The 25,314-nt window shown below is 69.3% G+C and carries 24 protein-coding genes and 1 tRNA gene; 9 read left to right on the top strand and 16 right to left on the bottom strand.

Annotated features, from left to right (window positions below):
* Positions 1–109: 109 nt before the first annotated feature.
* The 7 genes from H6927_05045 to gcl form a co-directional block, all read right to left on the bottom strand.
* Positions 110–1,465: an MFS transporter gene (locus H6927_05045; protein MCP5217460.1), complete on the bottom strand. Its 1,356-nt coding sequence runs from the start codon at positions 1,463–1,465 to the stop codon at positions 110–112.
* A 13-nt stretch (positions 1,466–1,478) separates the two neighbouring features.
* Complete coding sequence (locus tag H6927_05040; GenBank protein ID MCP5217459.1) at positions 1,479–2,114, bottom strand: MBL fold metallo-hydrolase; 636 nt, start codon at positions 2,112–2,114, stop codon at positions 1,479–1,481.
* Positions 2,115–2,189: 75 nt separating this feature from the next.
* Complete coding sequence (gene pyk / locus H6927_05035) at positions 2,190–3,611, bottom strand: pyruvate kinase (protein ID MCP5217458.1); 1,422 nt, start codon at positions 3,609–3,611, stop codon at positions 2,190–2,192.
* A 27-nt stretch (positions 3,612–3,638) separates the two neighbouring features.
* Complete coding sequence (locus H6927_05030) at positions 3,639–4,934, bottom strand: glycerate kinase (protein MCP5217457.1); 1,296 nt, start codon at positions 4,932–4,934, stop codon at positions 3,639–3,641.
* Between the two features lie 85 nt (positions 4,935–5,019).
* Entirely contained in the window at positions 5,020–5,925 is a 906-nt protein-coding gene (locus H6927_05025; GenBank protein MCP5217456.1) for a 2-hydroxy-3-oxopropionate reductase, read from the bottom strand.
* Between the two features lie 14 nt (positions 5,926–5,939).
* Positions 5,940–6,719 (bottom strand): hydroxypyruvate isomerase, encoded by a 780-nt coding sequence (hyi, locus tag H6927_05020; protein MCP5217455.1) that lies wholly within the window; start codon positions 6,717–6,719, stop codon positions 5,940–5,942.
* 27 nt (positions 6,720–6,746) lie between these two features.
* Positions 6,747–8,534, bottom strand: coding sequence for a glyoxylate carboligase (gcl, locus tag H6927_05015; protein ID MCP5217454.1), 1,788 nt, complete (start codon positions 8,532–8,534; stop codon positions 6,747–6,749).
* Between the two features lie 123 nt (positions 8,535–8,657).
* Here gcl and H6927_05010 point away from each other — a divergent pair, with 123 nt between their 5' ends.
* Positions 8,658–9,566, top strand: a complete 909-nt coding sequence (locus H6927_05010) for a LysR family transcriptional regulator (protein ID MCP5217453.1) — start codon at positions 8,658–8,660, stop codon at positions 9,564–9,566.
* Positions 9,567–9,650: 84 nt separating this feature from the next.
* Here H6927_05010 and H6927_05005 read toward each other — a convergent pair whose 3' ends face one another.
* From H6927_05005 to xth, 4 genes are all read right to left on the bottom strand, one after another.
* Positions 9,651–9,902, bottom strand: a complete 252-nt coding sequence (locus H6927_05005) for a type II toxin-antitoxin system CcdA family antitoxin (protein MCP5217452.1) — start codon at positions 9,900–9,902, stop codon at positions 9,651–9,653.
* A 79-nt stretch (positions 9,903–9,981) separates the two neighbouring features.
* The gene (locus H6927_05000; protein MCP5217451.1) at positions 9,982–10,326 is read right to left on the bottom strand and encodes a type II toxin-antitoxin system RelE/ParE family toxin; all 345 of its coding nucleotides are present in this window, start codon (positions 10,324–10,326) and stop codon (positions 9,982–9,984) included.
* A gap of 130 nt (positions 10,327–10,456) precedes the next feature.
* Entirely contained in the window at positions 10,457–10,738 is a 282-nt protein-coding gene (locus tag H6927_04995; GenBank protein MCP5217450.1) for a type II toxin-antitoxin system ParD family antitoxin, read from the bottom strand.
* A gap of 62 nt (positions 10,739–10,800) precedes the next feature.
* Positions 10,801–11,592 (bottom strand): exodeoxyribonuclease III, encoded by a 792-nt coding sequence (xth, locus tag H6927_04990; protein ID MCP5217449.1) that lies wholly within the window; start codon positions 11,590–11,592, stop codon positions 10,801–10,803.
* 13 nt (positions 11,593–11,605) lie between these two features.
* On the opposite strand from xth, the gene pyrE reads away from it, so the two are divergent.
* Positions 11,606–12,289, top strand: coding sequence for an orotate phosphoribosyltransferase (pyrE, locus tag H6927_04985; protein ID MCP5217448.1), 684 nt, complete (start codon positions 11,606–11,608; stop codon positions 12,287–12,289).
* 12 nt (positions 12,290–12,301) lie between these two features.
* Positions 12,302–12,967: a DUF4124 domain-containing protein gene (locus H6927_04980; GenBank protein ID MCP5217447.1), complete on the top strand. Its 666-nt coding sequence runs from the start codon at positions 12,302–12,304 to the stop codon at positions 12,965–12,967.
* Positions 12,968–13,012: 45 nt separating this feature from the next.
* Here the strand turns inward: H6927_04980 and gatB are convergent, their stop codons facing one another.
* From gatB to gatC, 3 genes are read right to left on the bottom strand one after another with little or no spacing between them, the layout of a single operon-like run.
* Positions 13,013–14,461: an Asp-tRNA(Asn)/Glu-tRNA(Gln) amidotransferase subunit GatB gene (gene gatB, locus H6927_04975; GenBank protein ID MCP5217446.1), complete on the bottom strand. Its 1,449-nt coding sequence runs from the start codon at positions 14,459–14,461 to the stop codon at positions 13,013–13,015.
* Between the two features lies 1 nt (position 14,462).
* Positions 14,463–15,929: an Asp-tRNA(Asn)/Glu-tRNA(Gln) amidotransferase subunit GatA gene (gene gatA, locus H6927_04970; protein MCP5217445.1), complete on the bottom strand. Its 1,467-nt coding sequence runs from the start codon at positions 15,927–15,929 to the stop codon at positions 14,463–14,465.
* Entirely contained in the window at positions 15,926–16,225 is a 300-nt protein-coding gene (gatC, locus tag H6927_04965; GenBank protein MCP5217444.1) for an Asp-tRNA(Asn)/Glu-tRNA(Gln) amidotransferase subunit GatC, read from the bottom strand. The genes gatA and gatC overlap by 4 nt, the downstream gene beginning before the upstream one ends.
* 213 nt (positions 16,226–16,438) lie before the next feature.
* Here gatC and H6927_04960 point away from each other — a divergent pair, with 213 nt between their 5' ends.
* The 5 genes from H6927_04960 (at position 16,439) to H6927_04940 (ending at position 22,870) form a co-directional block, all read left to right on the top strand.
* A complete protein-coding gene (locus tag H6927_04960; protein MCP5217443.1) occupies positions 16,439–17,482 on the top strand; it encodes a rod shape-determining protein in 1,044 nt (347 codons plus the stop codon).
* Between the two features lie 170 nt (positions 17,483–17,652).
* Entirely contained in the window at positions 17,653–18,687 is a 1,035-nt protein-coding gene (mreC, locus tag H6927_04955) for a rod shape-determining protein MreC (GenBank protein MCP5217442.1), read from the top strand.
* Complete coding sequence (gene mreD / locus H6927_04950; GenBank protein ID MCP5217441.1) at positions 18,684–19,202, top strand: rod shape-determining protein MreD; 519 nt, start codon at positions 18,684–18,686, stop codon at positions 19,200–19,202. Before mreC ends, mreD begins: the two co-directional genes overlap by 4 nt.
* A gap of 65 nt (positions 19,203–19,267) precedes the next feature.
* A complete protein-coding gene (gene mrdA, locus H6927_04945; protein ID MCP5217440.1) occupies positions 19,268–21,202 on the top strand; it encodes a penicillin-binding protein 2 in 1,935 nt (644 codons plus the stop codon).
* A gap of 138 nt (positions 21,203–21,340) precedes the next feature.
* Positions 21,341–22,870, top strand: a complete 1,530-nt coding sequence (locus H6927_04940) for a catalase (GenBank protein MCP5217439.1) — start codon at positions 21,341–21,343, stop codon at positions 22,868–22,870.
* A 184-nt stretch (positions 22,871–23,054) separates the two neighbouring features.
* On the opposite strand, the gene H6927_04935 is transcribed toward H6927_04940, so the two are convergent.
* A tRNA-Arg gene (locus H6927_04935) sits at positions 23,055–23,130 on the bottom strand.
* Between the two features lie 28 nt (positions 23,131–23,158).
* A complete protein-coding gene (locus tag H6927_04930; protein MCP5217438.1) occupies positions 23,159–23,791 on the bottom strand; it encodes a TetR family transcriptional regulator in 633 nt (210 codons plus the stop codon).
* A gap of 225 nt (positions 23,792–24,016) precedes the next feature.
* Between H6927_04930 and H6927_04925 the strand changes: the two genes are divergently transcribed.
* Positions 24,017–25,303, top strand: a complete 1,287-nt coding sequence (locus tag H6927_04925) for an efflux RND transporter periplasmic adaptor subunit (protein ID MCP5217437.1) — start codon at positions 24,017–24,019, stop codon at positions 25,301–25,303.
* Positions 25,304–25,314: the final 11 nt, after the last annotated feature.

Here is a 25,314-nt window from a genome sequence, read left to right as displayed (position 1 = left end):
TTGTCGCGCGGGTAAAGATAGGTAAACGAACGCAGCTCAATAAAATGCTATTTAATCAATAGCTCCTTGCGCCTTGTCCATGCCGGCTACCCATCGATTTGTCTCAAAATCACGCTGCCCGGACCGGGCGCCGCAGGTGCCACAGCAGCACCAGCAGCAGCATGGGCGGCAGGGCCGTCAGGCCGGTGGCGGCAAAGGCGATCTGGTAGGCCCCCATCAAGCCGTGCGCGGGCGTGAGCGCGTCCACCGCCACGCCCGAAAAGCCCTTGAGGAACTTGCCCAGCAGCGCGTAGGTGGACGACAGCATCGCGTACTGCGTGGCGGTGTAGCCCAGGCTGGTCAGGCTGGACATGTAGGTGACCAGCGCCACGCCGGCAAACGCCTGCGCAAAGCTGTCCAGCGACATGACGGCCGCAAACATCGCATCGCCCGGCACCACGGGCAGCAGCGCAAACGCCGCCGTGCCCAGCCCCTCCAGCAGCAGGCCGAGCACCAGCGTGCCCAGCAGACCCATGCGCAGCGCGCACAGGCCCGCCACCGCCAGGCCGGCAAAGGTGGCGATCAGGCCGAAGGTGCCGCGCACCACGGCCACGGTGTCCTTGGACAGGCCCAGGTCGTGATAGAAGGGGTTGTACATGGGACCCATGATGAAATCGGGCAGGCGGTACAGCGCCACCGCCAGCAGAATCACCAGGCCCACGCTGCCGTGCTTCTTGAAGAAGTCGGTGAAGGGGCCCAGCACGGCGTCGAGCAGCCCGCGGCGCGACCACAACGGCGGCCTGGCGTGCAGCACGGCGTCGGCACGCGCCGGCTCGAAGGCAAAAAAGGTGGCGACGATGCCGATGCCCATCAGCACCGCCATCGCCCCGTACGACAGCGGCCAGCCGATGCGCTGCGCGGCGGCGATGATGGCGGCGTCGGCGATCAGCAGGGCCACGCGATAGCCCAGTTGCGCGGCGGAGGTCAGCAGCCCCACTTCGTCGGCGTGGCTGGCCGCCTCGATGCGCCAGGCGTCCACCGCGATGTCCTGCGTGGCGCTGGCAAAGGCCGTCAGCAGCGCAAAGGCGCCGATCACGCCCAGCCCGGCCGACACGCCCACCGACGCCATGCCGATCAGGCCCGCCACCACCAGCAACTGCGACAGCAGCATCCATCCGCGCCGCCGGCCCAGGCGGCCCAGCAGGGGCACGTCCAGCCGGTCCACCAGCGGCGACCAGTACACCTTGAAGGCATAGGCAAAGCCCACCCACGAGATGAAGCCGATCGCCTTCAGGCTGGTGCCCTCGTCGCGCAGCCAGTAGCCAAAGGTGTTGGCCGTCAGCAGAAACGGCAGCCCCGAGGCAAAACCCAGCCCCAGCATGACCAGCACCTTGGGCTCGCGCAGGCCGCGCAGCACCTCCAGCGCGCTGCGCTTGCGCGGCGGTGCGGCCGGCGCGGGGGTGGTGGGCGCAGCGGGTTGCGTCATGGCGCCACGCGCCTCATTCATCGTGGACAAAGGGGTTGGTCTTGCGCTCCTGGCCAAACGTGCTCTCGGGCCCGTGGCCGGGGATGAACACCGTCTCATCACCCATCGGCCACAGCCGCTGGCGGATGCTGGCGATCAGCTGCTCGTGGTTGCCGCCCGGAAAGTCGGTGCGGCCGATGCTGCCGGCAAACAGCACGTCGCCCACGAAGGCACGCTGCGCCTGCGGCGAATGAAACACCACGTGCCCCGGCGTGTGGCCCGGGCAATGGCGAACATCAAGCACGCATTGGCCCACCTGCACCGTGTCGCCATCGTGCAGCCAGCGCGTGGGCACGAAGGGCTCGGCCGCCGCAAAACTGAACATGCGGCCCTGCTCGGCCAGGCCGTCGATCCAGAACTGGTCGCCCTCGTGGGGGCCGATGATGGGCAACTGGTGGCGGCGCGCCAGCTCGGCCGTGCCGCCGGCGTGGTCGATGTGCGCGTGCGTCAACCAGATCTGGCGCAAATCAACCCCCAGGCGCTGCACCGCGGCCTCGATGCGCGGCAGATCGCCGCCCGGATCGATCACTGCCGCTTCCATCGTCTGCCCGCACCACACGATGGAGCAGTTTTGCTGGAAGGGGGTGACGGGGATGGTCTGGTAATGCAGGCGGCAATCGGGGGCTGTCATGGACGGGGCGGACACGGAAATCAAGTGTGATTGTCCATGGTTTGCCCGGCCATCCTAGACGATGCCGATGTGCATCAGGTTGGTGGTGCCGCTCTGGCCGAAGGGCACGCCGGCGATCGCCACGTAGGGGTCGCCCGCCTGGCCGAAGCCTTCGCGGCGCACCAGGTCGCCGGCCAGCATGCGCACCTCGTTGAACTCGGTGACCTCGCTCACGTGCAGCGAATGCACGCCCCAGGCCAGCACCAGGCGGCGCGCGGCCGCCAACTGCGGCGTGAGGCTGAGGATGGGCGCTTCGGCGCGCTCGCGCGCGACGCGAAAGCTGGTGGCCCCCGAGTGCGTGGCGCAGACGATGGCCGCCGGGCGCAGCAGCGCCACGGCGCGGCGCATGGCGCAGCACACGGCGTCGGGCACGCTGGTCTGGCCCGGGACGTTGGCGCTTTGCGAGGCCTCCAGAAACTGGCGATACAGCGGGTCGGCCTCCACGCGCTCGACGATGCGGTTCATGATGCGCACGGCCTCGAGCGGAAACTTGCCGCTGGCCGATTCGGCCGACAGCATGACGGCGTCGGCCCCGTCGTAGATGGCCGCGGCCACGTCGGAGGCCTCGGCGCGCGTGGGCACGGGGCTTTCGATCATCGATTCGAGCATCTGCGTGGCGACGATGACCGGCTTGCCCAGCTTGCGGCAGGCACGCACGATGCGCTTTTGCAGCGGCGGCACGTTTTCGGCCGGCATCTCCACGCCCAGGTCGCCGCGCGCCACCATCACCGCGTCGGTGGCGGCGATAACGTCTTCCAGGCGGTCGATGGCCGAGGGCTTTTCCAGCTTGGCCACCAGGCCCGCGCGCGTGCCGATCAAGGCGCGCGCCTCGTGCAGGTCCTCGGGGCGCTGCACGAAGGACAGCGCCACCCAGTCCACCTCCAGCTCCAGCGCCACCGCCAGGTCGCGCCGGTCCTTGTCGGTCAGCGCCGAAATCGGCAGCACCACGCCGGGCACGTTGACGCCCTTGCGGTCGGACAGCTTGCCGCCCACCAGCACCGTGGTGTCGGCGCCGCCGGCGTCGCAGCGCTCGACTTTCAGGCGCAGCTTGCCGTCGTCCAGCAGCAGCTCGGCGCCGGGCACCAGCGCGGCAAAGATCTCGGGGTGCGGCAGGGTGACGGCCTTCGCCGTGCCGGCCATCGGCGCCAGCTGCAGGCGAAAGGCCTGGCCCACCGTCAGCTGCACCGGCCCGCCCTCGAAGGTGCCCACGCGCAGCTTGGGGCCCTGCAGGTCGGCCAGGATGGCGATGGGGCGGCCGTGCTTGCGCTCGATGGCTCGCAGCGCCGCCACGCGGGCGCGGTGGTCGTCGGCCACGCCGTGGCTGAAGTTGAGCCGGAACACATCGACGCCGGCCAGGAACAGCTGCTCGATGACGGCGGGGTCGCTGCTGGCGGGGCCCAGCGTGGCGACGATCTTGGCGTTGCGGGTGCGGCGCATGGGTGGCGCTCCTTCAAACGGATGGGGTCAAACGCCGGTGACGAGCAGGGCGCGGAAGTCGTTGACGTTGGTGCGCGTGGGCCCGGTGACGACCGAGTCGCCCAGCGCCTGGAAAAAGCCGTGGCCGTTGTTGTCGGCCAGCTCGTCCCTGGGGCGCAGGCCGGCGGCCCAGGCACGTGCCAGCGTCGTCGGGTCGATCAGCGCGCCGGCGATGTCCTCGGCGCCGTCCACGCCGTCGGTGTCGCAGGCGATGCCGTAGACACCCGGCTGGCCGTCGAGCGTGATGGCGCTCGACAGCAGGCACTCCACGTTGCGTCCGCCGCGGCCCTGGCCGCGCAGCGTGACGGTGGTTTCGCCGCCCGACAGCAGCACGCAGGGCGCCGGCGCCGGCTGGCCGCGGCGCGCCACCTGCAGCGCCATACCGGCCAGCACCTTGCCGACCTCGCGCGCCTCGCCCTCGAGCGAGTCGCCCAGGATGAAAGGCGCCACGCCCGCCGCGCGCGCCACGGCGGCGGCGGCCTCCAGCGCCATTTGCGGCGCGGCGACGATGCGCGCCTCGGCGCGCGCCAGGCGCGCGTCACCGGGCTTGATCGATTCGCCCGCGCCGCTTTCGAGCAAGCGGCGCGCGGCCGGCGGCAGGGCGATGCCGTAGCGCTGCACGATGGCCAGCGCGTCGGCGCAGGTGCTGGCGTCGGCCACCGTGGGGCCGGAGGCGATGTCGGGCAGCTGGTCGCCCGGCACGTCGGAGATGAGCAGCGTGAGCACGCGCGCCGGATGGCAGGCCGCGGCCAGGCGCCCGCCCTTGATGGCCGACAGGTGCCGGCGCAGGCAGTTCATCTCGGCAATGCTCGCGCCGCTGGCCAGCAGCGCCTTGTTGACGGCCTGCTTGTCGGCCAGCGTCAGGCCCTCGCCCGCCAGCGGCAGCAGCGCCGAGCCGCCGCCCGAGATCAGGCACAGCACCAGGTCGTCGGCGCCCAGGCCCTGCACCATGGCGAGCAGCCGGCGCGCGGCGGCCTCGCCCGCGGCATCGGGCACGGGGTGGGCGGCCTCCACGATCTCGATGCGCTCGCAGGGCGCGCCATAGCCGTAGCGCGTGACCACCAGGCCCTCGACGCGCTCCAGGCCCCGGCCGCGCCAGTGCGACTCCACCGCCTGCGCCATCGCGGCCGAGGCCTTGCCGGCGCCGATGACGAGCACGCGCCCGCGCACCTGCGCCAGGTCGGGCAGGAAGCGCGGTACGCACAGCGCCGGCTGGGCGCTGGCGACCGCGGCGTCGAACATCTGCCGCAACAGCGCGCGGGGGTCGGATGGGGCCTGGCTCATTGGACTTTCCTCCGCGCTGGCGCGCTGCGGGATTCGCGCTTGGGGGCGGCCCGGCGCGCTCATGCACTGTCCTCAAGGGGGTGGATCAACCGGCCTTCTGGCCGATCTCGAAGTTCGACAGTTTCTCCAGCGCGCGCACCATGCCCGAGTGGTCCCAGGCCTCGCCGCCGTGCGACACGCAGGCGGAAAAGAGCTGCTGCGCGTTGGAGGTGGCCGGCAGCGCCAGGCCGAGCTGGCGCGCGGCGGTGAGCGCCAGGTTCAGATCCTTCTGGTGCAGCTTGATGCGAAAGCCCGGATCGAACGTGCGCTTGATCATGCGCTCGCCCAGAATCTCGAGGATGCGCGAGGTGGCCAGGCCCCCCAGCAGCGCCTGGCGCACCTTGGCCGGGTCGGCCCCGGCGCGCGCGGCGAACAGCAGGCCCTCGGCCACGGCGTTGATGGTGAGCGCCACCACGATCTGGTTGGCCACCTTGCAGGTCTGGCCGTCGCCCGTGCCGCCCACCAGCGTGATGTTCTTGCCCATCAATTCCAGCACCGGCCGGGCGCGCTCGAAGGCTGCAGGCTTGCCGCCGCACATGATGGACAGCGTGGCGTTGCGCGCGCCCACGTCGCCGCCGGAGACCGGCGCGTCCAGGTAGTCGCAGCCCAGCGCTTCGATCTTGGCGGCGTATTCCTTGGTCTCGACCGGCGAGATCGAGGACATGTCGATCACCAGCTTGCCCTTGGACAGGCCCTCGGCCACGCCGCCCTCGCCCAACAGCACCTGGCCCACGTCGGGGGTGTCCGGCACCATGACGATGATGATCTCGGCCGCCTGCGCCACGGCCTTGTTGCTGGGGCAGCGGGTGACCCCGGCTTGCTGCAGCGCCTCGGGCGTCTGGCCCCGGGTGTTGACGAACAGCTTGTGGCCGGCGGCGGCCAGGTGCCCGGCCATGGGCGTGCCCATGATGCCCAGGCCGATGAAACCGATGTTGAGGGATTGCTTGCTCATGGTGTCTTCCTTGTTTATGGCATGAGGGCCTTGATCCAGCCCAGGCCTTCGGTGGTGTGGCCGGCCGGCTTGTATTCGCAGCCGATCCAGCCGGTGTAGCCGATCGCGTCCAGGTGCCTGAACAGGAAGGCGTAGTTGATCTCGCCCGTGCCCGGCTCGTTGCGGCCGGGGTTGTCGGCCAGCTGGATGTGGGCGATGCGCGCCAGGTGCTTTTGCATGCTGGCGGCCAGCTCGCCTTCCATGCGCTGCATGTGGTAGATGTCGTACTGCAGGAACAGGTTGTCGCTGCCGACTTCGTCCAGCAGCGCCAGCGTCTGCGCGCTGCCGTGCAGGTAGAAGCCCGGAATGTCGAAGGTGTTGATGGGCTCGACCAGCAGCTTCAGGCCGGCCTTTTTCAGCGCGGCGGCGGCGTAGCGCAGGTTCTCGACCAGCGTGCGGCGCAGCTGGGCGTCGGGCACGCCCGCCGGCGCCTTGCCCGCCAGGCAGTTGAGCTGGCCCACGCCCAGCGCCCCGGCGTAGGCGATGGCCTGGGTCACGCCTTCGCGAAACTCGGCCGTGCGGTCGGGGTGGCAGGCAATGCCGCGCTCGCCGCCGTCCCAGTTGCCGGCCGGCAGGTTGTGCAGCACCAGCTGCAGGCCGTTGGCATCCAGCAGCTTTCGAATCTGGTCGGCCTTGAAGGCGTAGGGGAAGAGGAATTCGACGGCCTTGAAACCGTCCTTGGCGGCCAGCGCGAAGCGGTCGAGGAACGGCACCTCGTTGTAGAGCATCGTCAGGTTGGCGGCGAGCTTGGGCATGTCAATCACTCCAATCTTGGCAAACATTCAGTCGAGCATGGAAACGGTGGTCGCGGTGGGCACGTCCTGCTTGCCGGCCGCCATCTCCTCGAACTCGGTCACATTGTCGATCTCGGTGCCCATGGAGATGTTGGTCACGCGCTCGAGGATCATCTCGATCACCACCGGCACCTGGAACTCGGCCATCAGCGCCTCAGCCTTGCGGATGGCGGGCGCCACCTCGTCGGGCGAATGCACGCGGATGGCCTTGCAGCCCATGCCCTCGGTGACCTTGACGATGTCCATGCCGTAGCCCTGCACCTCGGGCGAGTTGACGTTGTCGTAGGCGAGCTGCACGCAGTAGTCCATCGCAAAGCCGCGCTGGCTCTGCCGGATCAGGCCCAGGTAGCTGTTGTTGACCACGATGTGGATGTAAGGCAGCTTGAACTGCGCGCCCACCGCCAGCTCCTCGATCAGGAACTGGAAGTCGTAGTCGCCCGACAGCGCCACGATCTTGCGCTTGGGGTCGGCCACGCGCACGCCCAGGGCGGCCGGCAGCGTCCAGCCCAGCGGACCGGCCTGGCCGGCGTTGATCCAGTGGCGCGGCTTGTACACGTGCAGGAACTGGCCGCCGGCGATCTGCGACAGGCCGATGACCGAGACGTAGCAGGTGTCCTTGTCGAAGGCATTGTTCATGCACTGGTACACGCGCTGCGGCTTCATCGGCACGTTGTCGTAGTGGGTCTTGCGCAGGTACTGGATATCCTTCTTGCGGCCCTGGCACTCCTGCGCCCAGGCCGAGAAGTCGCGCAGCTTGCCGGCCTGCTTCCACTCCCTGGCCACTTCGACGAAGAGCTTGAGCGCAGCCCCGGCGTCGGACACGATGCCCAGCTCGGGCGTGAAGATGCGGCCGATCTGCGTCGGCTCGATGTCCACGTGCACGAAGCGGCGGCCCTTGCAATACACCTCGGGCGAGCCGGTGTGGCGGTTGGCCCAGCGGTTGCCGATGCCCAGCACGAAGTCGCTCGCCAGCAGGTTGGCGTTGCCGTAGCGCTGCGAGGTCTGCAGGCCCACCATGCCGGCCTGCAGCGGGTGGTCGTCGGGCAGCGTGCCCCAGCCCATCAGCGTGGGCACCACCGGCACGCCGATCAGTTCGGCGAACTCGACCAGCAGGTCGCTGGCGTCGGCGTTGATGACGCCGCCGCCGGAGACGATCAAGGGCTTGTCGCACTCGTTCAGGATGGTGAGCGCACGCTCGACCTGCTTGCGCGTGGCGGCGGGCTTGTAGACGGGCAGCGGCTCGTAGGTGTCGATGTCGAACTCGATCTCGGCCATCTGCACGTCGAAGGGCAGGTCGATCAGCACCGGGCCCGGGCGGCCCGAGCGCATCAGGTGGAAGGCCTGCTGGAACACGCGCGGCACCTGCGCCGGCTCGAGCACGGTGGTGGCCATCTTGGTGACGGGCCGGGCGATGCTGGCGATGTCCACCGCCTGGAAGTCTTCCTTGTGCAGCTTGGCGCGCGGCGCCTGGCCAGTGACGCACAGGATGGGAATGGAGTCGGCGCTGGCCGAGTACAGGCCGGTGAGCATGTCGGTGCCGGCCGGGCCGCTGGTGCCCAGGCACACGCCGATGTTGCCGGCCACGGCGCGGGTGTAGCCCTCGGCCATGTGCGAGGCGGCCTCGACGTGGCGCGCCAGCACGTGGCCGATGGTGCCGCGCTCCTTGAGCTGGGCGTAAAACGGGTTGATGGCGGCACCGGGCACGCCGAAGGCCTGCGTCACGCCTTCCTTTTCCATCACCAGCACCGCGGCCATCGCGGCCTTCATCTTGGCCATGCTTTGCTCCTTGTGTCCATGGGCGCCGATGGTGCCGGCGCTGGCCGCATGGGGGAAGGCCAAGGCCCGCATATGACCCATTCCGCCATGGAATAAATGCCGGCGCCACGGTAGGATGCGCCCATGGATCGCTTTCAGGCCATGCAGATCTTCGTGCGGGTGGTGGAGACCGGCAGCTTCAGCAAGGCCGCGGCCGAGCTGGGCACCACCCAGCCCACCGCCACCAAGGCCGTGGCCGAGGCCGAGCGCCACCTGGGCGCGCGCCTGCTGCACCGCTCCACGCGCGGCGTCACGCCCACCGAGGCCGGCGCGCTCTACCACGAGCGCTGCAAGGCCATCCTGCGCGAGGTGGAGGACGCCGAAAGCCTGGCCGGCCTGGCGCAGGCCGGCAGCAGCGGCACGCTGCGCATCAATTCGTCGGTGGCCTTCGGGCGGCGCGTGCTGATCCCGCTGGTGCTGCGCTACATGGCCGAGCACCCCGGCCTGCAGATCGATCTGGGCTTCGACGACCAGTACGTCAACCTGGTCGAGCAGGGGGTGGACGTGGCCATCCGCATCGGCCGCCTGGCCGACTCCAGCCTGGGCGCGCGCCATCTGGGCATCAACCCCTGGGTGCTGACCGCCGCGCCGGCCTACCTGGCGGCGCACGGCCAGCCGCGCACGCCCGCCGAGCTGTCCACCCACGCCTGCCTGATCTACAGCAGCGTGCAGGGCGACGCGCGCTGGCTGCTGCACGGGCCGGGCGGCGAGGACCTGTCGATCCCCGTGCGCGGGCCGCTGCGCAGCAACAACCTGTCGGCCGTGCTGGCCGCCTGCCGCGCCGGCATGGGCCTGGCCATGCTGCCCTGGTACGTGGCGCGCGAATCGGTGGCCGAGGGCCATCTGCTGCCCCTGCTGGAAGACCACGCGCTGCCGGTGCAGGAGATGCACGCCGTCTTTCCATCGCCCAAGCTGGTGCCGGCCAAGGTCACCGGCTTCATCGCCTGGCTGCAGCTACAACTGGACGGGGCGTGGTGGATGCGGGGGTTTTGATGGGGCCTGCGCCGCAAGCCTCATCGTCAGCGCGCCATCAACCCCAGGACCGTGTCAGGAGTTCGTCCAGCGCATCGGCGATCATCACAGGGGCGAAGAATGCCCGTCGGCAAACGAGCCGATCGCCGCATGCACCGCATTCCAGTCGGCCGCGCAGGCGCCGGCCCTTTGCTGGCGCTGGCGCCGCGCTGCTTCCTGGGCCGTGACGAACTGCGCCAGCAGGGATTTCATGGTGGCCGGCAGGTTGTCGGTGTAGGTCCGGGCCTGCGCCACCAGGGCTTCGTTGAGCGTGGGGTTGACAGGCTGCTTGCGGGCCAGGGCGGGATCGGCGGGCATTTCGATTCCATTCGTGCGCATTTGATGGCGGCAAGTCAAATCGTCATCGCATCCTCGATCGTGATCGGCGCGTGGTCGTTCAAGCTGGATCGGCAGACGGCGCTGCTGGAATATGCCGCGCCAAATCCATGCTGTCGTGCAGCACGCGCAGCACTTCGATGGCGTGCGCATCGGCCACCCGAAAAACCACGAAGTGCCGTCCCTTGCGGCCATGCCGTGCCACGTGCAGGGTACGCACGTTCGGGGCAATGTCGCTGCGCATGCGCACACCGGCCATATCCGGCCCGCCACCCAGGGCCTCGATCGCAGCAATGACGGTTTGCGCATAGTGCTCGGCCTGTGCGGGCCCAAAGTGCCTGGCCGTCCATTGCAGGATGTCGCTCATGTCGGCTTCGGCCTGCCGGGCCAGCCGAATGCGCCACATCACGCTCACTGAACGGCCCTCCGCGCTGCGCGCTGCGGGATTCGCGCTTGGGAGCGGCCCGGCGCGTGAGTTGGACCAGCCCTCCGCGCTGCGCGCTGCGGGATTCGCGCTTGGGAGCGGCCCGGCGCGCTCATGCCTTTTTGATGGCTCGGGCCGCCAGGGCTTGCAGGTGCTCGCGCAGGGGCAGCGCCGAATCAAAGGTCTCGAATCGGCCCGCGGCGAAATCCTCGATGCCCACGTTCACGGCTGCGCGCAAGGCCTGCAGGCGCAACGCATCTTCCGCCTCGCGCTGTTCGACCAAGCGCAATCCTTCGCGCAGCACTTCGCTGGCGTTTTGGTAGCGACCGCTGCCCACCAAGTGTTCGACCAATGACGTTTGATGCGGGGTCAGTACGACATTACGCGTCGGCACGGCGATCTCCGGTTGAGTTTGATTGGCAAATTATGCCAACAGCAGCCTCATCTTAATCTTATTCAAATCGTCATCTCGTACTCGATCGTGATCGGCGCGTGGTCGGAGAACTTCTCGGCCTTGTAGATCGCCTCGCGGCGTGCCTTGTCCGCCATGGCGGGCGTGGCCAGGTGGTAGTCCAGCCGCCAGCCCACGTTCTTGGCGTAGGCCTGGCCGCGGTTGCTCCACCAGGTGTAGGCCGCGTCGGTGGCCTCGGGCTGCAGGCGCCGGTACACGTCCACCAGGCCGCCTTCGGTCAGCACGCGGGTCATCCAGGCGCGCTCTTCGGGCAAAAAGCCGCTGTTCTTCTGGTTGCTCTTCCAGTTCTTGAGGTCGATCTCCTGGTGCGCGATGTTGACGTCGCCGCACAGGATGAATTCGCGCTCGGCCTTCAGGCGCTGCAGCACGGGGTAGAAGCCGTCCAGAAACCGGAACTTGGCCTCCTGCCGCTCGGGCCCCGAGGAGCCGCTGGGAAAGTAGCAGCTGATGACCGAGAACCGGCGCCGCGGGGTGTCGAAGCGCAGCTCCACGTAGCGGCCCTCGGCGTCGAACTCGGCCATGCCGAAGCCGGTGACGACGTCGCTGGGCGCGTGGCGCGTGTAGACGCCCACGCCGGCGTAGCCCTTTTTCTCGGCCAGGTGAAAGTGGCCCTGCATGCCGGCCAGCACCTCGAAGCGGCCCGCTAGGTCGGGCATCTGGGCCTTAACCTCCTGCACGCAAATACAATCCGGCGCGTGCTGCTCCAGCCAGGCTTCGACGCCCTTGGTGGCGGCCGAGCGGATGCCGTTGAGGTTGAGGCTGGTGAGTTTGAACAAAAGGACGTCTCCCATGAGCGCAACACAGGCAGGCAGCGGGCAAGACCAGCTGGCGCGCGAGTTCGTGCAATTTGCCATCGACAGCGGGGTGCTGCGCTTTGGCGACTTCAAGACCAAGGCCGGGCGCCAGTCACCCTATTTCTTCAACGCCGGCCTGTTCGACGACGGCGCCAAGCTGGGCCGCCTGGCGCAATTCTATGCACGCGCGCTGCTGGCCTCGGGCATCGAGTTCGACGTCATCTTCGGCCCCGCCTACAAGGGCATTCCGCTGGGCGCGGCCGTCGCCGTCGAGCTGGCGCGCCTGGGCGTGAACAAGCCCTTTGCCTACAACCGCAAGGAGGCCAAGGACCACGGCGAGGGCGGCACCCTGGTGGGCGCCCCGTTGCAGGGTCGGGTGCTGATCGTGGACGACGTGATCTCGGCCGGCACCGCGGTGCGCGAATCGATCGCGCTGATTCGCGCGGCCGGCGCCACGCCGCACGCGGTGGCCATTGCCCTCGACCGGCAGGAGAAGGCCACCGAAAACGGCCAGGATGTGCCCTGGAGCGCCGTGAATTACGTCCGCGACCAGCTGGGTTTGCAGGTCTGCGCCATTGCCAAGTTGGCACATTTATTGCAACTTTTGAAGACGGAAACCACGTTTTTGCCATACTACGACGCCGTGGCCGCGTACCGCGCGCGCTACGGCGTCGATTGAACCACCAAGCCGATGAACACCGCCCAGACCCTGCGCCGCGCCCGGCGCCTCGCCACCCTGGCCCTGCTGGGCGGGAGTCAGGTCTGGGCGCAGCAAAGCGCCATCTACACCTGCACCGACGCCCAGGGCCGGCGCATCACCTCCGACCGCCCCATTGCCGCCTGCATCGACCGGCCGCAGCGCGAGCTGAGCAACAGCGGCGCCACGCTGCGCGTCATCCCGCCCACGCCGACCGCGGCCGAGCGCGACGCCCAGCGTGCCCACGAGCGCGAGGCGGCGCTGGCGCGCCAGCGCGCGCGCGACGCCATCCGGCGCGACCAGGTGCTGCTCACGCGCTACCCGGACGCCGCCACGCACGACCTGGAGCGCAAGAAGGCCCTGGCCCAGACCCAGGCCGTGATGGACGCGGCCGAGCAGCGCATCGCCCAGTTGCAGGCCGAGCGCAAGGCGCTGAACGAGGAGATGGAGTTCTACCGTCAGAACCCCGCCAAGGCCCCGGCGCGCGTACGCCGCGGGATCGAGGACAACGAGCAGGCGCAGCGCGATCAGCGCCACGCCATTGCCGCCCAGCAGGAAGAGCAGGCGCGCATCAACGCCCGCTTCGACGCCGAGGCGGCGCACCTGAAAACCCTGTGGGCCGGCGCGGCGCCCAAGGACGGCGAAGCCAGCCGCCCCTGAAAACCCGCCTCGCGCCAGCTGGCTGGGGGCGGCCCAACCTCCCCATCAGGCCAGCCGGGCCTTGAGCAGATCGCTCGCCTGCTGCGGGTTGGCCTTGCCCTTGCTGGCCTTCATCACCTGGCCGACCAGGGCGTTGAAAGCCTTGTCCTTGCCGGCCTTGAACTGCGCCACGTTGTCGGGGTTGGCGGCAATGACCTCGTCGATGATCTTCTCCAGCGCGCCGGTGTCATTCATCTGCTTGAGGCTCCTGGCCTCGATCACGGCGTCCACCGCGCTGCCCTCGCCCGACCACAGCGCATCGAACACCTGGCGCGCGGCGTTGTTGGAAATGGTGCCGTCCTGGATGCGGCCGACCAGCTGCGCCAGTTGCACGGCCGAGACCCTGGCAGCCTCGATGCCGATCTCCTCGGCGTTCAGGCGCTTGGAGACCTCGCCCATCACCCAGTTGCTGGCCGGCTTGGGCTGACCGCTGGCCTGGGCTGCCTCTTCGAAATAAGCCGCCATTGCGGGCGATTGCGTGAGCGTGCTGGCGTCGTACTCGGGCAGGCCGTACTGCTGCACGAAGCGCTCGGCCATGGCGCGCGGTAATTCGGGCATTTGCCGGCGTGTTTCTTCGATCCATTGCTCCGAAATGCAGAGCGGTGGCAAGTCCGGGTCAGGGAAATAGCGGTAGTCGGCCGAGTCTTCCTTGGTGCGCATGGCGCGCGTCTCGCCCGTGTCGGGGTTGAACAGCACGGTGGCCTGCTGGATGGCGTGGCCGTCTTCCAGCTGCTCGATCTGCCAGCGAATCTCGTAATCAATCGCCTGCTGCATGAACTTGAAACTGTTCAGGTTCTTGATCTCGCGGCGCGTGCCCAGCGGCGCGCCCGGCTTGCGCACGCTGACGTTGGCGTCGCAGCGAAAGCTCCCCTCCTGCATGTTGCCGTCGCACACACCGATCCAGGTGACGATCTTGTGCAGCTCGCGCGCGTAGGCCACGGCTTCCTCGCTGCCGCGCAGGTCGGGCTCGGTGACGATCTCCAGCAGCGGCGTGCCGGCGCGGTTCAGGTCGATCCCGCTCATGCCCTGATAGTCCTCGTGCAGCGACTTGCCGGCGTCTTCCTCCAGATGGGCGCGCACCAGGCGTACGGTTTTCTTCTCGTCGCCGACGAAGAAGGACACCGTGCCGCCCTGCACCACCGGAATCTCGAACTGGCTGATCTGGTAGCCCTTGGGCAGGTCGGGATAAAAATAGTTCTTGCGGGCAAAAACACTGCGCGACGCAATGTGGGAGCCGAGCGCCAGTCCCAATTTGATAGCGCACTGCACCGCCTCGCGGTTCATCACCGGCAGCGTGCCGGGCAGGGCCAGATCGACCGCGCAGGCCTGGGTGTTGGGCGCGGCGCCAAACGCGGTGGGCGCGCGGCTGAAGATCTTGCTGTGGGTCTGCAACTGGGCGTGGGTCTCGAAGCCGATGACGACCTCGTAGCCGTGGATGAGTTTGGGGGCGCTCATGTCAGAAGCCCTCCGGATGGCGGAGGTGGAAATCGGTGGCCTGCTGCAGGCGGTGCGCCACGTTCAGCAAACGCCCTTCCTGCAGGTAGTTGCCGATCAGTTGCAGGCCCACGGGCATGCCGCCTTCGCCCAAGCCGGCCGGCACGCTCATGCCCGGCAGGCCGGCCAGGCTGGCGGGCAGGGTGTAGACGTCGGCCAGGTAATCGGCCAGCGGGTCGCGCTCGGCGCCCAGCGCCCAGGCCACGGTGGGCGCCACCGGGCCGGCGATGACGTCGCACTGCTTAAATGCGGCCTGAAAGTCGTCGGCGATCATGCGGCGCAGCTTTTGCGCCTGCAGGTAGTAGGCGTCGTAGTAGCCGTGCGAGAGCACGTAGGTGCCGGTCATGATGCGGCGCTTGACCTCGGCGCCGAAGCCTTCGGCGCGGGTCTTCTTGTACATGTCCTCCAGGTCGGCGTAGTCCCTGGCGCGGTGGCCGAACTTGACGCCATCGAAGCGCGCCAGGTTGGAGCTGGCCTCGGCCGGGGCGATGATGTAGTACACCGGAATGGCCAGCTCGGTGCGCGGCAGCGAGATCGGCACACGGCGCGCGCCCAGCTTTTCCAGCTCAGCCAGGGCCGCCTCGATGGCGGCGCGCACGTCGGGGGCCAAGCCGTCGCCGAAGAACTCCTGCGGCACGCCGATGCGCAGGCCGTCCAGCGAATCGCTCAGGCTGCGCGTGAAGTCTTCCGCCGGCACGTCGAGCGAGGTGGAGTCGCGGTCCAGGTCGGGCCCGCACATGCTTGATAGCAGCAGCGCGCAGTCCTCGGCGGTGTGCGCCATGGGGCCGGCCTGGTCCAGGCTGGAGGCGAAGGCGATCATGCCGTAGCGGCTGGCGCGGCCGTAGGTGGGCTTGATGCCCGTCAGGCCGCAAAAGCTGGCCGGCTGGCGGATGGAGCCGCCGGTGTCGGTGCCGGTGGCGGCCGGCGCCAGGCCCGCGGCCACGGCGGCGGCGCTGCCGCCCGAGGAGCCGCCCGGCACGCGCGCCGGGTTCCAGGGGTTCTTGACCGGGCCGAACGCCGAGTTCTCGTTGGCCGAGCCCATGGCGAACTCATCGCAGTTGAGCTTGCCCAGGCCCACCATGCCGGCCTCGGCCAGGCGGCGCACCACGGTGGCGTCGAACGGCGAGCGGTAGCCCGCCAGCATGCGCGAGCCGGCGGTGGTGGGCCAGTCGCGGGTGACAAAGATGTCCTTGTGCGCCAGCGGCACGCCGGTCAGCAGGGGTGCGTCGCCGGCGGCCAGGCGCGTATCGGCGGCCTGGGCCTGGGCCAGGGTGACGGCCTCGTCCACGGCCAGGAAGGCGCCCAGGTCGGCGTGCCGTTGGATGCGGGCCAGGAAGTGCCGGGCCAGCTCGACGGCCGACACCTGGCGCGCGCGCAGGGCGGTGGCCAGTTGGGCTACGCTGGAGTGATGCAAGGCGGCGCCGCTCATTCGATCACCCGGGGCACCAGGAACAGCCCGTCTTCCACCGCCGGGGCGCTTTGCTGGTTGGCCTGGCGCTGGTCGCTTTCGCTGGCCACGTCCTCGCGCAGGCGCAGCTGCACGTCCTGCACGGCAGCCAGCGGGTGGGCCAGGGGCTCGACGCCGGTGGTGTCGACGGCGCGCATGGCCTCGACGAGGCCGAAGAATCCGTTCAGGCGCTCCAGCAGGGGCTGGCGCTCGCCGTCTTCGAGCGCCAGGCGCGCCAAATGCGCGATGCGGTCGATGTCAGTCAGGGTCAAAGCCATGTAACAAGCCGAAAAATCAGGGAAAAGGTCAGGTGTTTGGCGCCCGCGCACCGGTGACGCGGGCGGAGCGATGAAGTATTATCCCGCCTTCGCCCAAACGGCCTGAAAACGGCTGCTTTTGAGCGCAATCCCCTCCCATTTCGCATCGAACCCATCGCGCAAGGGCGGCGAAGGCTGGTGCCCACCGACGCGCCCCGCCCAAAAGGATATTTCATGTTTGGAGCATTCCGTCGGTACTTCTCCACCGACCTGGCCATCGACCTGGGCACCGCCAACACCCTGATCTACGTGCGGGGCAAGGGCATCGTGCTCAACGAGCCCTCGGTGGTCTCGATCCGCCACGAAGGCGGCCCCCAAGGCAAGAAGGCGATCCAGGCCGTGGGCAGCGAGGCCAAGGCCATGCTGGGCAAGGTACCGGGCAACATCGAGGCCATCCGCCCGATGAAGGACGGCGTGATCGCCGACTTCACCGTCACCGAGCAGATGCTCAAACAGTTCATCCGCATGGTGCACCCGCGCGGCCTGCTCAAGCCCAGCCCGCGCATCATCATCTGCGTGCCCTGCGGCTCCACGCAGGTGGAGCGCCGCGCCATCCGCGAGTCGGCGCTGGGCGCCGGCGCCAGCGAGGTCTACCTGATCGAGGAGCCGATGGCGGCGGCCATCGGCGCCGGCCTGCCCGTCAGCGAGGCCAGCGGCTCGATGGTGGTGGACATCGGCGGCGGCACCACCGAGGTGGGCGTGATCAGCCTGGGCGGCATGGTCTACAAGGGCAGCGCCCGCGTGGGCGGCGACAAGTTCGACGACGCCATCGTCAACTACATCCGCCGCAACTACGGCATGCTGATCGGCGACCCGACGGCCGAGTCCATCAAGAAGCAGATCGGCAGCGCGTTTCCGGGCAGCGAGGTGCGCGAGATGGAGGTCAAGGGCCGCAACCTGTCCGAGGGTGTGCCGCGCAGCTTCACCATCAGCAGCAACGAAATCCTCGAGGCGCTGACCGAGCCGCTCAACTCCATCGTCTCCGAGGTGAAGAAGGCGCTGGAGGAAACCCCGCCCGAGCTGGGCGCCGACATCGCCGAGCGCGGCATGATGCTGACCGGCGGCGGCGCGCTGCTGCGCGACCTGGAGCGCCTGCTGGCCGAGGAAACCGGCCTGCCCGTGCTGGTGGCCGAGGAGCCCCTGACCTGCGTGGTGCGCGGCTGCGGCATGGCGCTGGAGCGCATGGAGCGCCTGGGCAACATCTTCACCAATGAATGACGTCCACCCCTGAGGCGCTGGCGCGCCTTCCCCTCAAGGGGACGCGCCCAGTGGCCGGGGGGACCCCGGCCACGGGCGCACTGGCCTGGCCTGCTCCGCGGCCTTTCGACAGTGGGGTGCCGGTGCGCAGCGCGTGGGGCGACCGCCCCCACCTGGCACGCTGATCCGCCATGCCGCTCGAGACGCTCGACCGCACGCCCCCGCCCTTCTTCAAGCAGGGGCCCTCGGCGCTGTCCAAGCTGGTGCTGCTGAGCGCGCTGGCGCTGTTCCTGATGGTGGCCGACGCGCGCTTTCACCTGGTGCAGCCGCTGCGCGCGGCGATCGCCACCGTGCTGTATCCGGCGCAGTGGCTGGCGCTGCAGCCGGTGCAGGCGGCGCGCGAGTTCGGCGGCTACCTGACCGACCTGAAGACCGCGCGCAAGACCGAGGACGCGGCCCGCCGCAAGCTGGCCGAGCAGTCGCAGCGCGCCGGCCAGGTGGAGCAGCTGCTGCTGGAAAACACCCGCCTGCGTGGCCTGCTGGCGCTGCGCGAGCGCATCCCCGTGCCCTCGCAGGCGGCGCAGGTGCTGTACGACGCCACCGACCCCTACAGCCGCCGCGTGGTGATCGACAAGGGCCAGCTGCAGGGCATCGCCGCCGGCTCGCCGGTGCTCGACGGCGACGGCGTGCTGGGCCAGGTCACGCAGGTCTACCCCTTCGTGAGCGAGGTCACCCTGCTGATCGACCGCGACCAGGTGATCCCCGTGGTCAACACCCGCACCGGCACGCGCGGGGTGGCCTATGGCGACCCGACAGCGCAGGGCGGCCTGCTGGAACTGCGCTACATGCCCGCGGGCGAGGACGTGAAGGAGGGCGACCTGCTCACCACCAGCGGCATCGATGGCGTGTACCCGCCCGGCCTGCCGGTGGCGCGCGTGGCCAGCGTCGACCGGCAAAGCGACAGCAGCTTCGCCCACATCCTGTGCCAGCCCCTGGCGCAGCTGCAGGGCGTCACGCACGTGATGGTGCTGACGCCGATGGCGCAGGCGGCGCAGGCGGCGCAGGCCGCCACGGCCGCCTCCGCCCCCGTTCCTGCGCCCGACACCGCCGCCGCACCGCCCCAGGCCCCCGCCAAGCCCGCGGCCAAGCCCACCGGCAAAGCGGCGGGCAAGGGCCACGCCGCGGCGGCAGGCAAGCCCCCTGCGGCTCGAAGGAGCGCGCCATGATCATGCCCCGCGGCCAGCAACTGCTGCTGCCGGCGCGCCCCGGCTTCATCTGGGGCAGCCTGCTGGTGGCGCTGATGCTGGATTTGCTGCCGCTGGGGCGCGTGCCCTGGATGCCCGACTTCCTGGCGGTGGTGCTGGTGTTCTGGGCCATCCACCAGCCGCGCCGCGTGGGCCTGGTGGCGGCCTTCGTCTTCGGGCTGCTGCTGGACGTGCACCAGGCCGCGCGCCTGGGCCAGCACGCGCTGGCCTACTCGGTGCTGATCTACTTCGCCATCATGCTGCACCGGCGTATCCTGTGGTTCGGGGTGCCCGGCCAGGCGGTGCAGCTGTTTCCCCTGTTCGCGGCGGCGCACGCCATCACCATCGTGCTGCGGCTGATCGGCGGGGCGGCGCTGCCGGGCTGGACGCTGCTGCTGGCCCCCGTGCTGGAGGCCGCGCTGTGGTGGCCGGTGAGCGTGCTGCTGCTGGCGCCCCAGCGCCGCGCGCCCGACCCGGATGAGAACCGGCCCTTGTGAGTTTTCAGGTAAAAAAGCCGCTGGCCCGCATACAACAAGCGCGATAAGCTAGATAATTTATAGCAATGACCGAACTGCGCAACGTCGAAGCCGAGCTGACGCGCTTTCGCCTGCGCCTGCTGGCGCTGGCCGTGGTGATGCTGGGCGCCTTCGGGCTGCTGGGCTGGCGGCTGTACGTGCTGCAGGTGCTGCGCCACGACGACCTGGCGCGCCAGGCCGAGACCAACCGCACGGCGGTGGTGCCCATCGTGCCCAACCGCGGCGAGATCTTCGACCGCAACGGCATCGTGCTGGCCTCCAACTACCGCTCCTACACGCTGGAGATCACGCCCTCGCGCCTGGACCGTCCGGTGGACGAGGCGATCGACGCCATCGGCCAGGTGATCGAAATTTCCCCGCGCGACCGCCGCCGCTTCAAGCGCCTGCGCGAGGATTCGCGCAACTTCGAGTCGCTGCCCATCCGCATGCACCTGACGGACGAGGAGGTGGCGCGCTTTGCCGCGCAGCGCTGGCGCTTTCCGGGCGCGGAGATCAAGGCGCGGCTGTTTCGCACCTACCCGCTGGGCGAGACCGGCGCGCACCTGATCGGCTACATCGGCCGCATCAACCAGAAGGAAAAGGACCGCATCGAGGACTCGGACGACGCCGCCAACTACCGCGGCACCGACTACATCGGCAAGCTGGGCGTGGAGGCCAGCTACGAGAAGCTGCTGCACGGCACCACCGGCGTGCAGCGCATGGAAACCTCGGCCGGCGGCTACGCCGTGCGGCGCCTGGCCACCCAGCCGGCGGTGCCGGGCGAGTCGATCCAGCTGACCATCGACATCCGCCTGCAGAAGATGGTGGAAGACCTGTACGGCAGCCGCCGCGGCGCGCTGGTGGCCATCGACCCGCGCAACGGCGAGGTGCTGGCGCTGGTGAGCAAACCCACGTTCGACCCCAACCTGTTCGTCGACGGCATCGACCAGGAAAGCTGGGACGAGCTCAACGGCTCGCTGAACAAGCCCCTGCTCAACCGCGCGCTGCGCGGCACCTACCCGCCGGGCTCCACCTACAAGCCCTTCATGGGCCTGGCCGCGCTGGAAACCGGCAAGCGCGTGCCCTCCACCGTCGTCATGGACGGCGGCTCCTGGACCTTCGGCGGCCACACCTTCCGCTCGGGCCACGCGCTGGGGCCGGTGGACCTGCACCGCGCCATCGCCAAGTCCAGCAACGTGTACTTCTACCAGCTGGCCAACGACATGGGGGTCAACGCCATCCACGACTTCATGAAGCCGCTGGGCTTTGGCCAGATCACCGGCATCGACCTGCCGGGCGAGATGCGCGGCGTGCTGCCCTCCACCGCCTGGAAGCGCGCCACCTACCACCGCCCGCAGCAGCAGAAGTGGTACGCGGGCGAGACCATCTCGCTGGGCATCGGCCAGGGCTACAACAACTTCACCATGCTGCAGCTGGCCAGCGCCACCGCCACCCTGGCCGGCGGCGGCGTGCGGCACGTGCCGCATCTGCTCAAGGCCGAGCAGGACCCGCGCACCGGCCAGTTCCGGCCCGACGCCGAGCCCGCCGGCCAGCCCATGGGCTACCAGGCCGATCACCTCGCCACCATCCTGCGCGCCATGGTCGCGGTGACGCAGGAGGGCACCTCGCGCGCCGTGTTCGCCGGCGCGCCCTACGCGTCGGGCGGCAAGACCGGCACCGCGCAGGCCGTCACCATCGGGCAGAACAGCCACTACAACGCCGCCCGGCTGGCCGAATACCAGCGCGACCACTCGCTGTACATCGCCTTCGCGCCGGCCGAGCACCCCACCATCGCCGTCGCCGCCATCGTCGAGAACGCCGGCTTCGGCGCCACCGCCGCCGCCCCCATCGTGCGCCGCGTGATGGACTACTGGGTGGCCGGCCTGGTACCCAGCGAGGAAGACATGAAAGCCGTCGAGCGCGGCCAGGCCGGCACACCCATCGGCACGCCGCGCCACGTCACCGACCTGGCCACGCCCTGAGCGACGAAGCTGGCCACCCAATCTATCTATCGATAGGATAGATACGATTGAATTTACAAATCATCGGTCGATCTCCAGAATGGGGTTCATCGGGCGCACCCGCACCCGGTTCTTCCCATTCACGACTCGGAGATCACCATGACCGACACCCCCCGCAAGTGCCCCGTCACGCACCTGACCACCGACTTCGGCGCCCCCGTGCCCAGCAACCGCGACAGCCTGACCGCCGGCCCGCGCGGCCCGCTGCTGGCGCAGGACGTGTGGCTCAACGAAAAGCTGGCCAACTTCGTGCGCGAAGTGATCCCCGAGCGGCGCATGCACGCCAAGGGCTCGGGCGCCTTCGGCACCTTCACCGTCACCCACGACATCACGCGCTACACCCGCGCCCAATTGTTTGACAAGGTGGGCAAGCAGACCGAGCTGTTCGCGCGCTTCACCACCGTGGCCGGCGAGCGCGGCGCGGCCGACGCCGAGCGCGACATCCGCGGCTTCGCGCTCAAGTTCTATACCGAGGAGGGCAACTGGGACCTGGTGGGCAACAACACGCCGGTGTTCTTCATCCGCGACCCGCGCCAGTTCCCCGACCTGAACAAGGCCGTCAAGCGCGACCCGCGCACCAACCTGCGCAGCGCCACCTACAACTGGGACTACTGGACGCTGCTGCCCGAGGCCCTGCACCAGATCACCGTGGTGATGAGCGAGCGCGGCATTCCCGCCAGCTACCGCCACATGCACGGCTTCGGCTCGCACACCTACAGCTTCTGGAACGCGGCGGGCGAGCGCTTCTGGGTCAAGTTCCACTTCAAGACCCAGCAGGGCATCAAGAACCTGACCGACGCCGAGGCCGAGGCGCTGATCGGCCGCGACCGCGAAAGCCACCAGCGCGACCTGTACCAGGCCATCGAGCGCGGCGACTTCCCCAAGTGGACGATGTACGTGCAGGTCATGCCCGAGCAGGACGCCGAGAAGGTGCCCTACCACCCCTTCGACCTGACCAAGGTCTGGCCGCACGCCGACTACCCCTTGATCGAGGTCGGCGTGTTCGAGCTGAACAAGAACCCCGAGAACTTCTTCCTCGACGTGGAGCAAAGCGCCTTCGCCCCGAGCAACCTGGTGCCCGGCATCGGCGTCAGCCCCGACCGCATGCTGCAGGCGCGCCTCGTCAACTACGCCGACGCGCAGCGCTACCGCCTGGGCACCAACTACCAGCAGATCCCGGTGAATGCCGCGCGCTGCCCGGTGCACAGCAACCACCGCGACGGCCAGGGCCGGGTGGACGCCAACTACGGCGCCGCGCCGCACTACGAGCCCAACAGCTTCGGCCAGTGGCAGGCCCGGCCCGAGTTCGCCGAACCGCCGCTCAAAATCCACGGCGACGCCAAATTCTGGTCGTACCACCAGGACGACGCCAACTACTTCGAGCAGCCGCGCAAGCTGTTCCAGCTGATGACGCCCGAGCAGCAGCAGGCCCTGTTCGACAACACCGGCCGCGCCATGGGCGACGCGCCCGAGTTCGTCAAGTTCCGCCACATCCGCAACTGCCACGCGGCCGACCCGGCCTATGGTGCCGGCGTGGCCAGGGCGCTGGGGCTGGACCTGGCGCAGGCGCTGGCCTCGCAAAAAGACGACCCGATGCATGGCAACCCGCTGGTCGCCCTGCCCGTCTGACTTTTCGCGCCACCACCCAGGGACACGCTCATGAACCAGCAAGGCGGCACGGCACGCGAGCCGTGTCCGCTAGCGATCGGATTTGAGTCGAAATCGGACGCCAGCCCGCTTCCATAAAGCCAGAGAAGCTATTAATTTGAAAGCAAAAAGCCTCGATCGGAATCGAGGCTTTTTGTCGGGCGATTGGCGCGGCTGGCGGGGATCGAACCCACGACCCTCGGCTTCGGAGGCCGATACTCTATCCACTGAGCTACAGCCGCCTGGATGGGAGGCGCCGATTATCGCCCATCAGGCGCCGGCGCCCGGCGCCACGGCCAGGCCGATGCCGCGCAGGTAGGCCTCGATGGCCGCCTGGCCCGTGCTCTCCAGGTCGAAGCCGCGGTCGAGCAGCCAGTTGTAGATCAGGCCGCGCACCATGGCATCCAGCCCGTGCGCCAATTGCAGGGCGGGCGCGGGCAGCCGCACGTGCCGCGCGGCGGCGACGCGCTCGAGCAGCTGGCGCAGGCTGTCGATGCTCATGCGATGCCGGGCGACGTGGCGCTCCAGCACCGGCCCCAGGTCCTGCGCGTGCTCGGCCTTCTGCATGACGATCTGCAGCACCCGGCGGGCCCGCGCGTCGTGGGCGATCTGGTGCAGCACGTGGCGCATCTGCACGCACCAGGGCGCCAGCACGTCGCCCTCGCGGTTCAGCAGCTCTTCCAGCTCGGCGCTGAGCGGCAGCGCGACGCGGTCGAGCATGGCGCTGAACAGGGCGGCCTTGTCCTTGAAGTGCCAGTACAGCGCCCCGCGCGTGACGCTGGCGGCCTGGGCGATGTCGGCCAGCGAGGTGCGCGACACGCCCTGCTGCAGGAACACGCGCTCGGCCGCGTCCAGCAGCGCGGTGCGCGTGGCGAGGGCGTCTTCCTTGGTGCGGCGGGCCATGGTCGGAACAGGTGGAAATGAGAATAATCCGCAACAATGCGCGAAAGCGTCGATCGGCTAATTATATACATCTATGAATGTATGTATAATACCCCCGCTGCACATCGCACAATCGACCCTTTCGTCCGGAACCCACCCCAGACCGCGTGCCGTCACGCTGCGCCCACGCCTGGCGCCATCGGCCGATTCGGGTGCGGCCCTCTTTTGACCTTCATTCCAAGCACCATGACGTCCGAACCTCAAGCCGCTCGCCCCCATCCGACGCATCGCCTGGCCGCCGCCGGCGCCCTCGTCGCGCTGGCCGCCCTGCTCGCCGCCTGCGGTGACAAGTCCGCCACCGCGGCCACCGGGCCCGGCGCCGGCGGCGGCATGCCACCGCCCGAGGTGGCGGTGGTGACGGTGCAGCCCGGCACCGTGCACCTGAGCACCGAGCTGCCAGGCCGGCTGGAGGCCTCGCGCGTGGCGCAGGTACGCGCCCGGGCCACCGGCATCCTGCTCAAGCGCAACTTCGTCGAAGGCAGCGACGTCAAGGCCGGGCAGGCGCTCTACCAGATCGACGCGGCGCCCTACGACGCCGCCCTGCAAAGCGCGCAGGCCCAGGTGGCGCAGGCCCAGGCGCAGCTGGCGCAGGCCAGCAGCCTGGCGGCGCGCTACAAGCCGCTGGTGGCCGCCAAGGCCGTGAGCCAGCAGGACTACGACGCCGCGGTGGCGGCCGAAAAGGCCGCCCAGGCGCAGGTGGCCGCCGGCCAGGCGGCCGTGCGCACGGCGCGCATCAACCTGGGCTACGCCAGCGTGACGGCGCCCATCTCGGGGCGCATCGGCCGCTCGCTGGTGACCGAAGGCGCGCTGGTGAGCGCGCAGGAGGCCACGCAGCTGGCCACCATCCAGCAGATCAACCCGTTGTACTTGAACATCACCCAGCCCGCCGCCCAGGTGCTGCAGCTGCGCGAGGCGCTGCAGGCCGGCCAGTTGGAGCGCGCCGGCAAGACCGAGGCCGCGCGCGTGCAGGTGCTGCTGGAAAACGGCCAGCCCTACGGCGAGGCCGGACGCCTGCTGTTCACCGACCTGACGGTGGACCCCGCCACCGGCCAGGTCAACCTGCGCGCCGAGGTGCCCAACCCGCGCGGCCTGCTGCTGCCGGGCATGTACGTGCGCGCGCGCCTGCAGCAGGCCGAGGTGGAAGGCGCCATCCTGCTGCCGCAGCAGGCCGTCACGCGCGGCAGCGCCGGCGACAGCGTGATGGTGGTGGACGCCGAGGGCAAGGTGGCGCCGCGGCCCGTCAAGATTCGCGGCGCCCAAGGCGACGCCTGGATCGTCACCGACGGCCTGAAGGCGGGCGAGCAGGTGATGGTCGAAGGCGCCATGAAGCTGATGATGGGCGCCAAGGTGGTCAAACCCGTGCCCTGGCAGCCCAACAAGGCCGCGGCCGGCGCCCATCCTTCGCAAGCAGCTTCCAAATCAGTAGCTAACGCAGCCGCGCCGGCGGCCTCCGCAGCCTCGTCCGCGCGCTGATCGACCGGTTC

It is taken from the genome of Burkholderiaceae bacterium, from assembly GCA_024235995.1.
Taxonomy (GTDB): Bacteria; Pseudomonadota; Gammaproteobacteria; order Burkholderiales; family Burkholderiaceae_C; genus Ottowia.
This window is presented reverse-complemented; position numbering and strand designations above follow the sequence as displayed.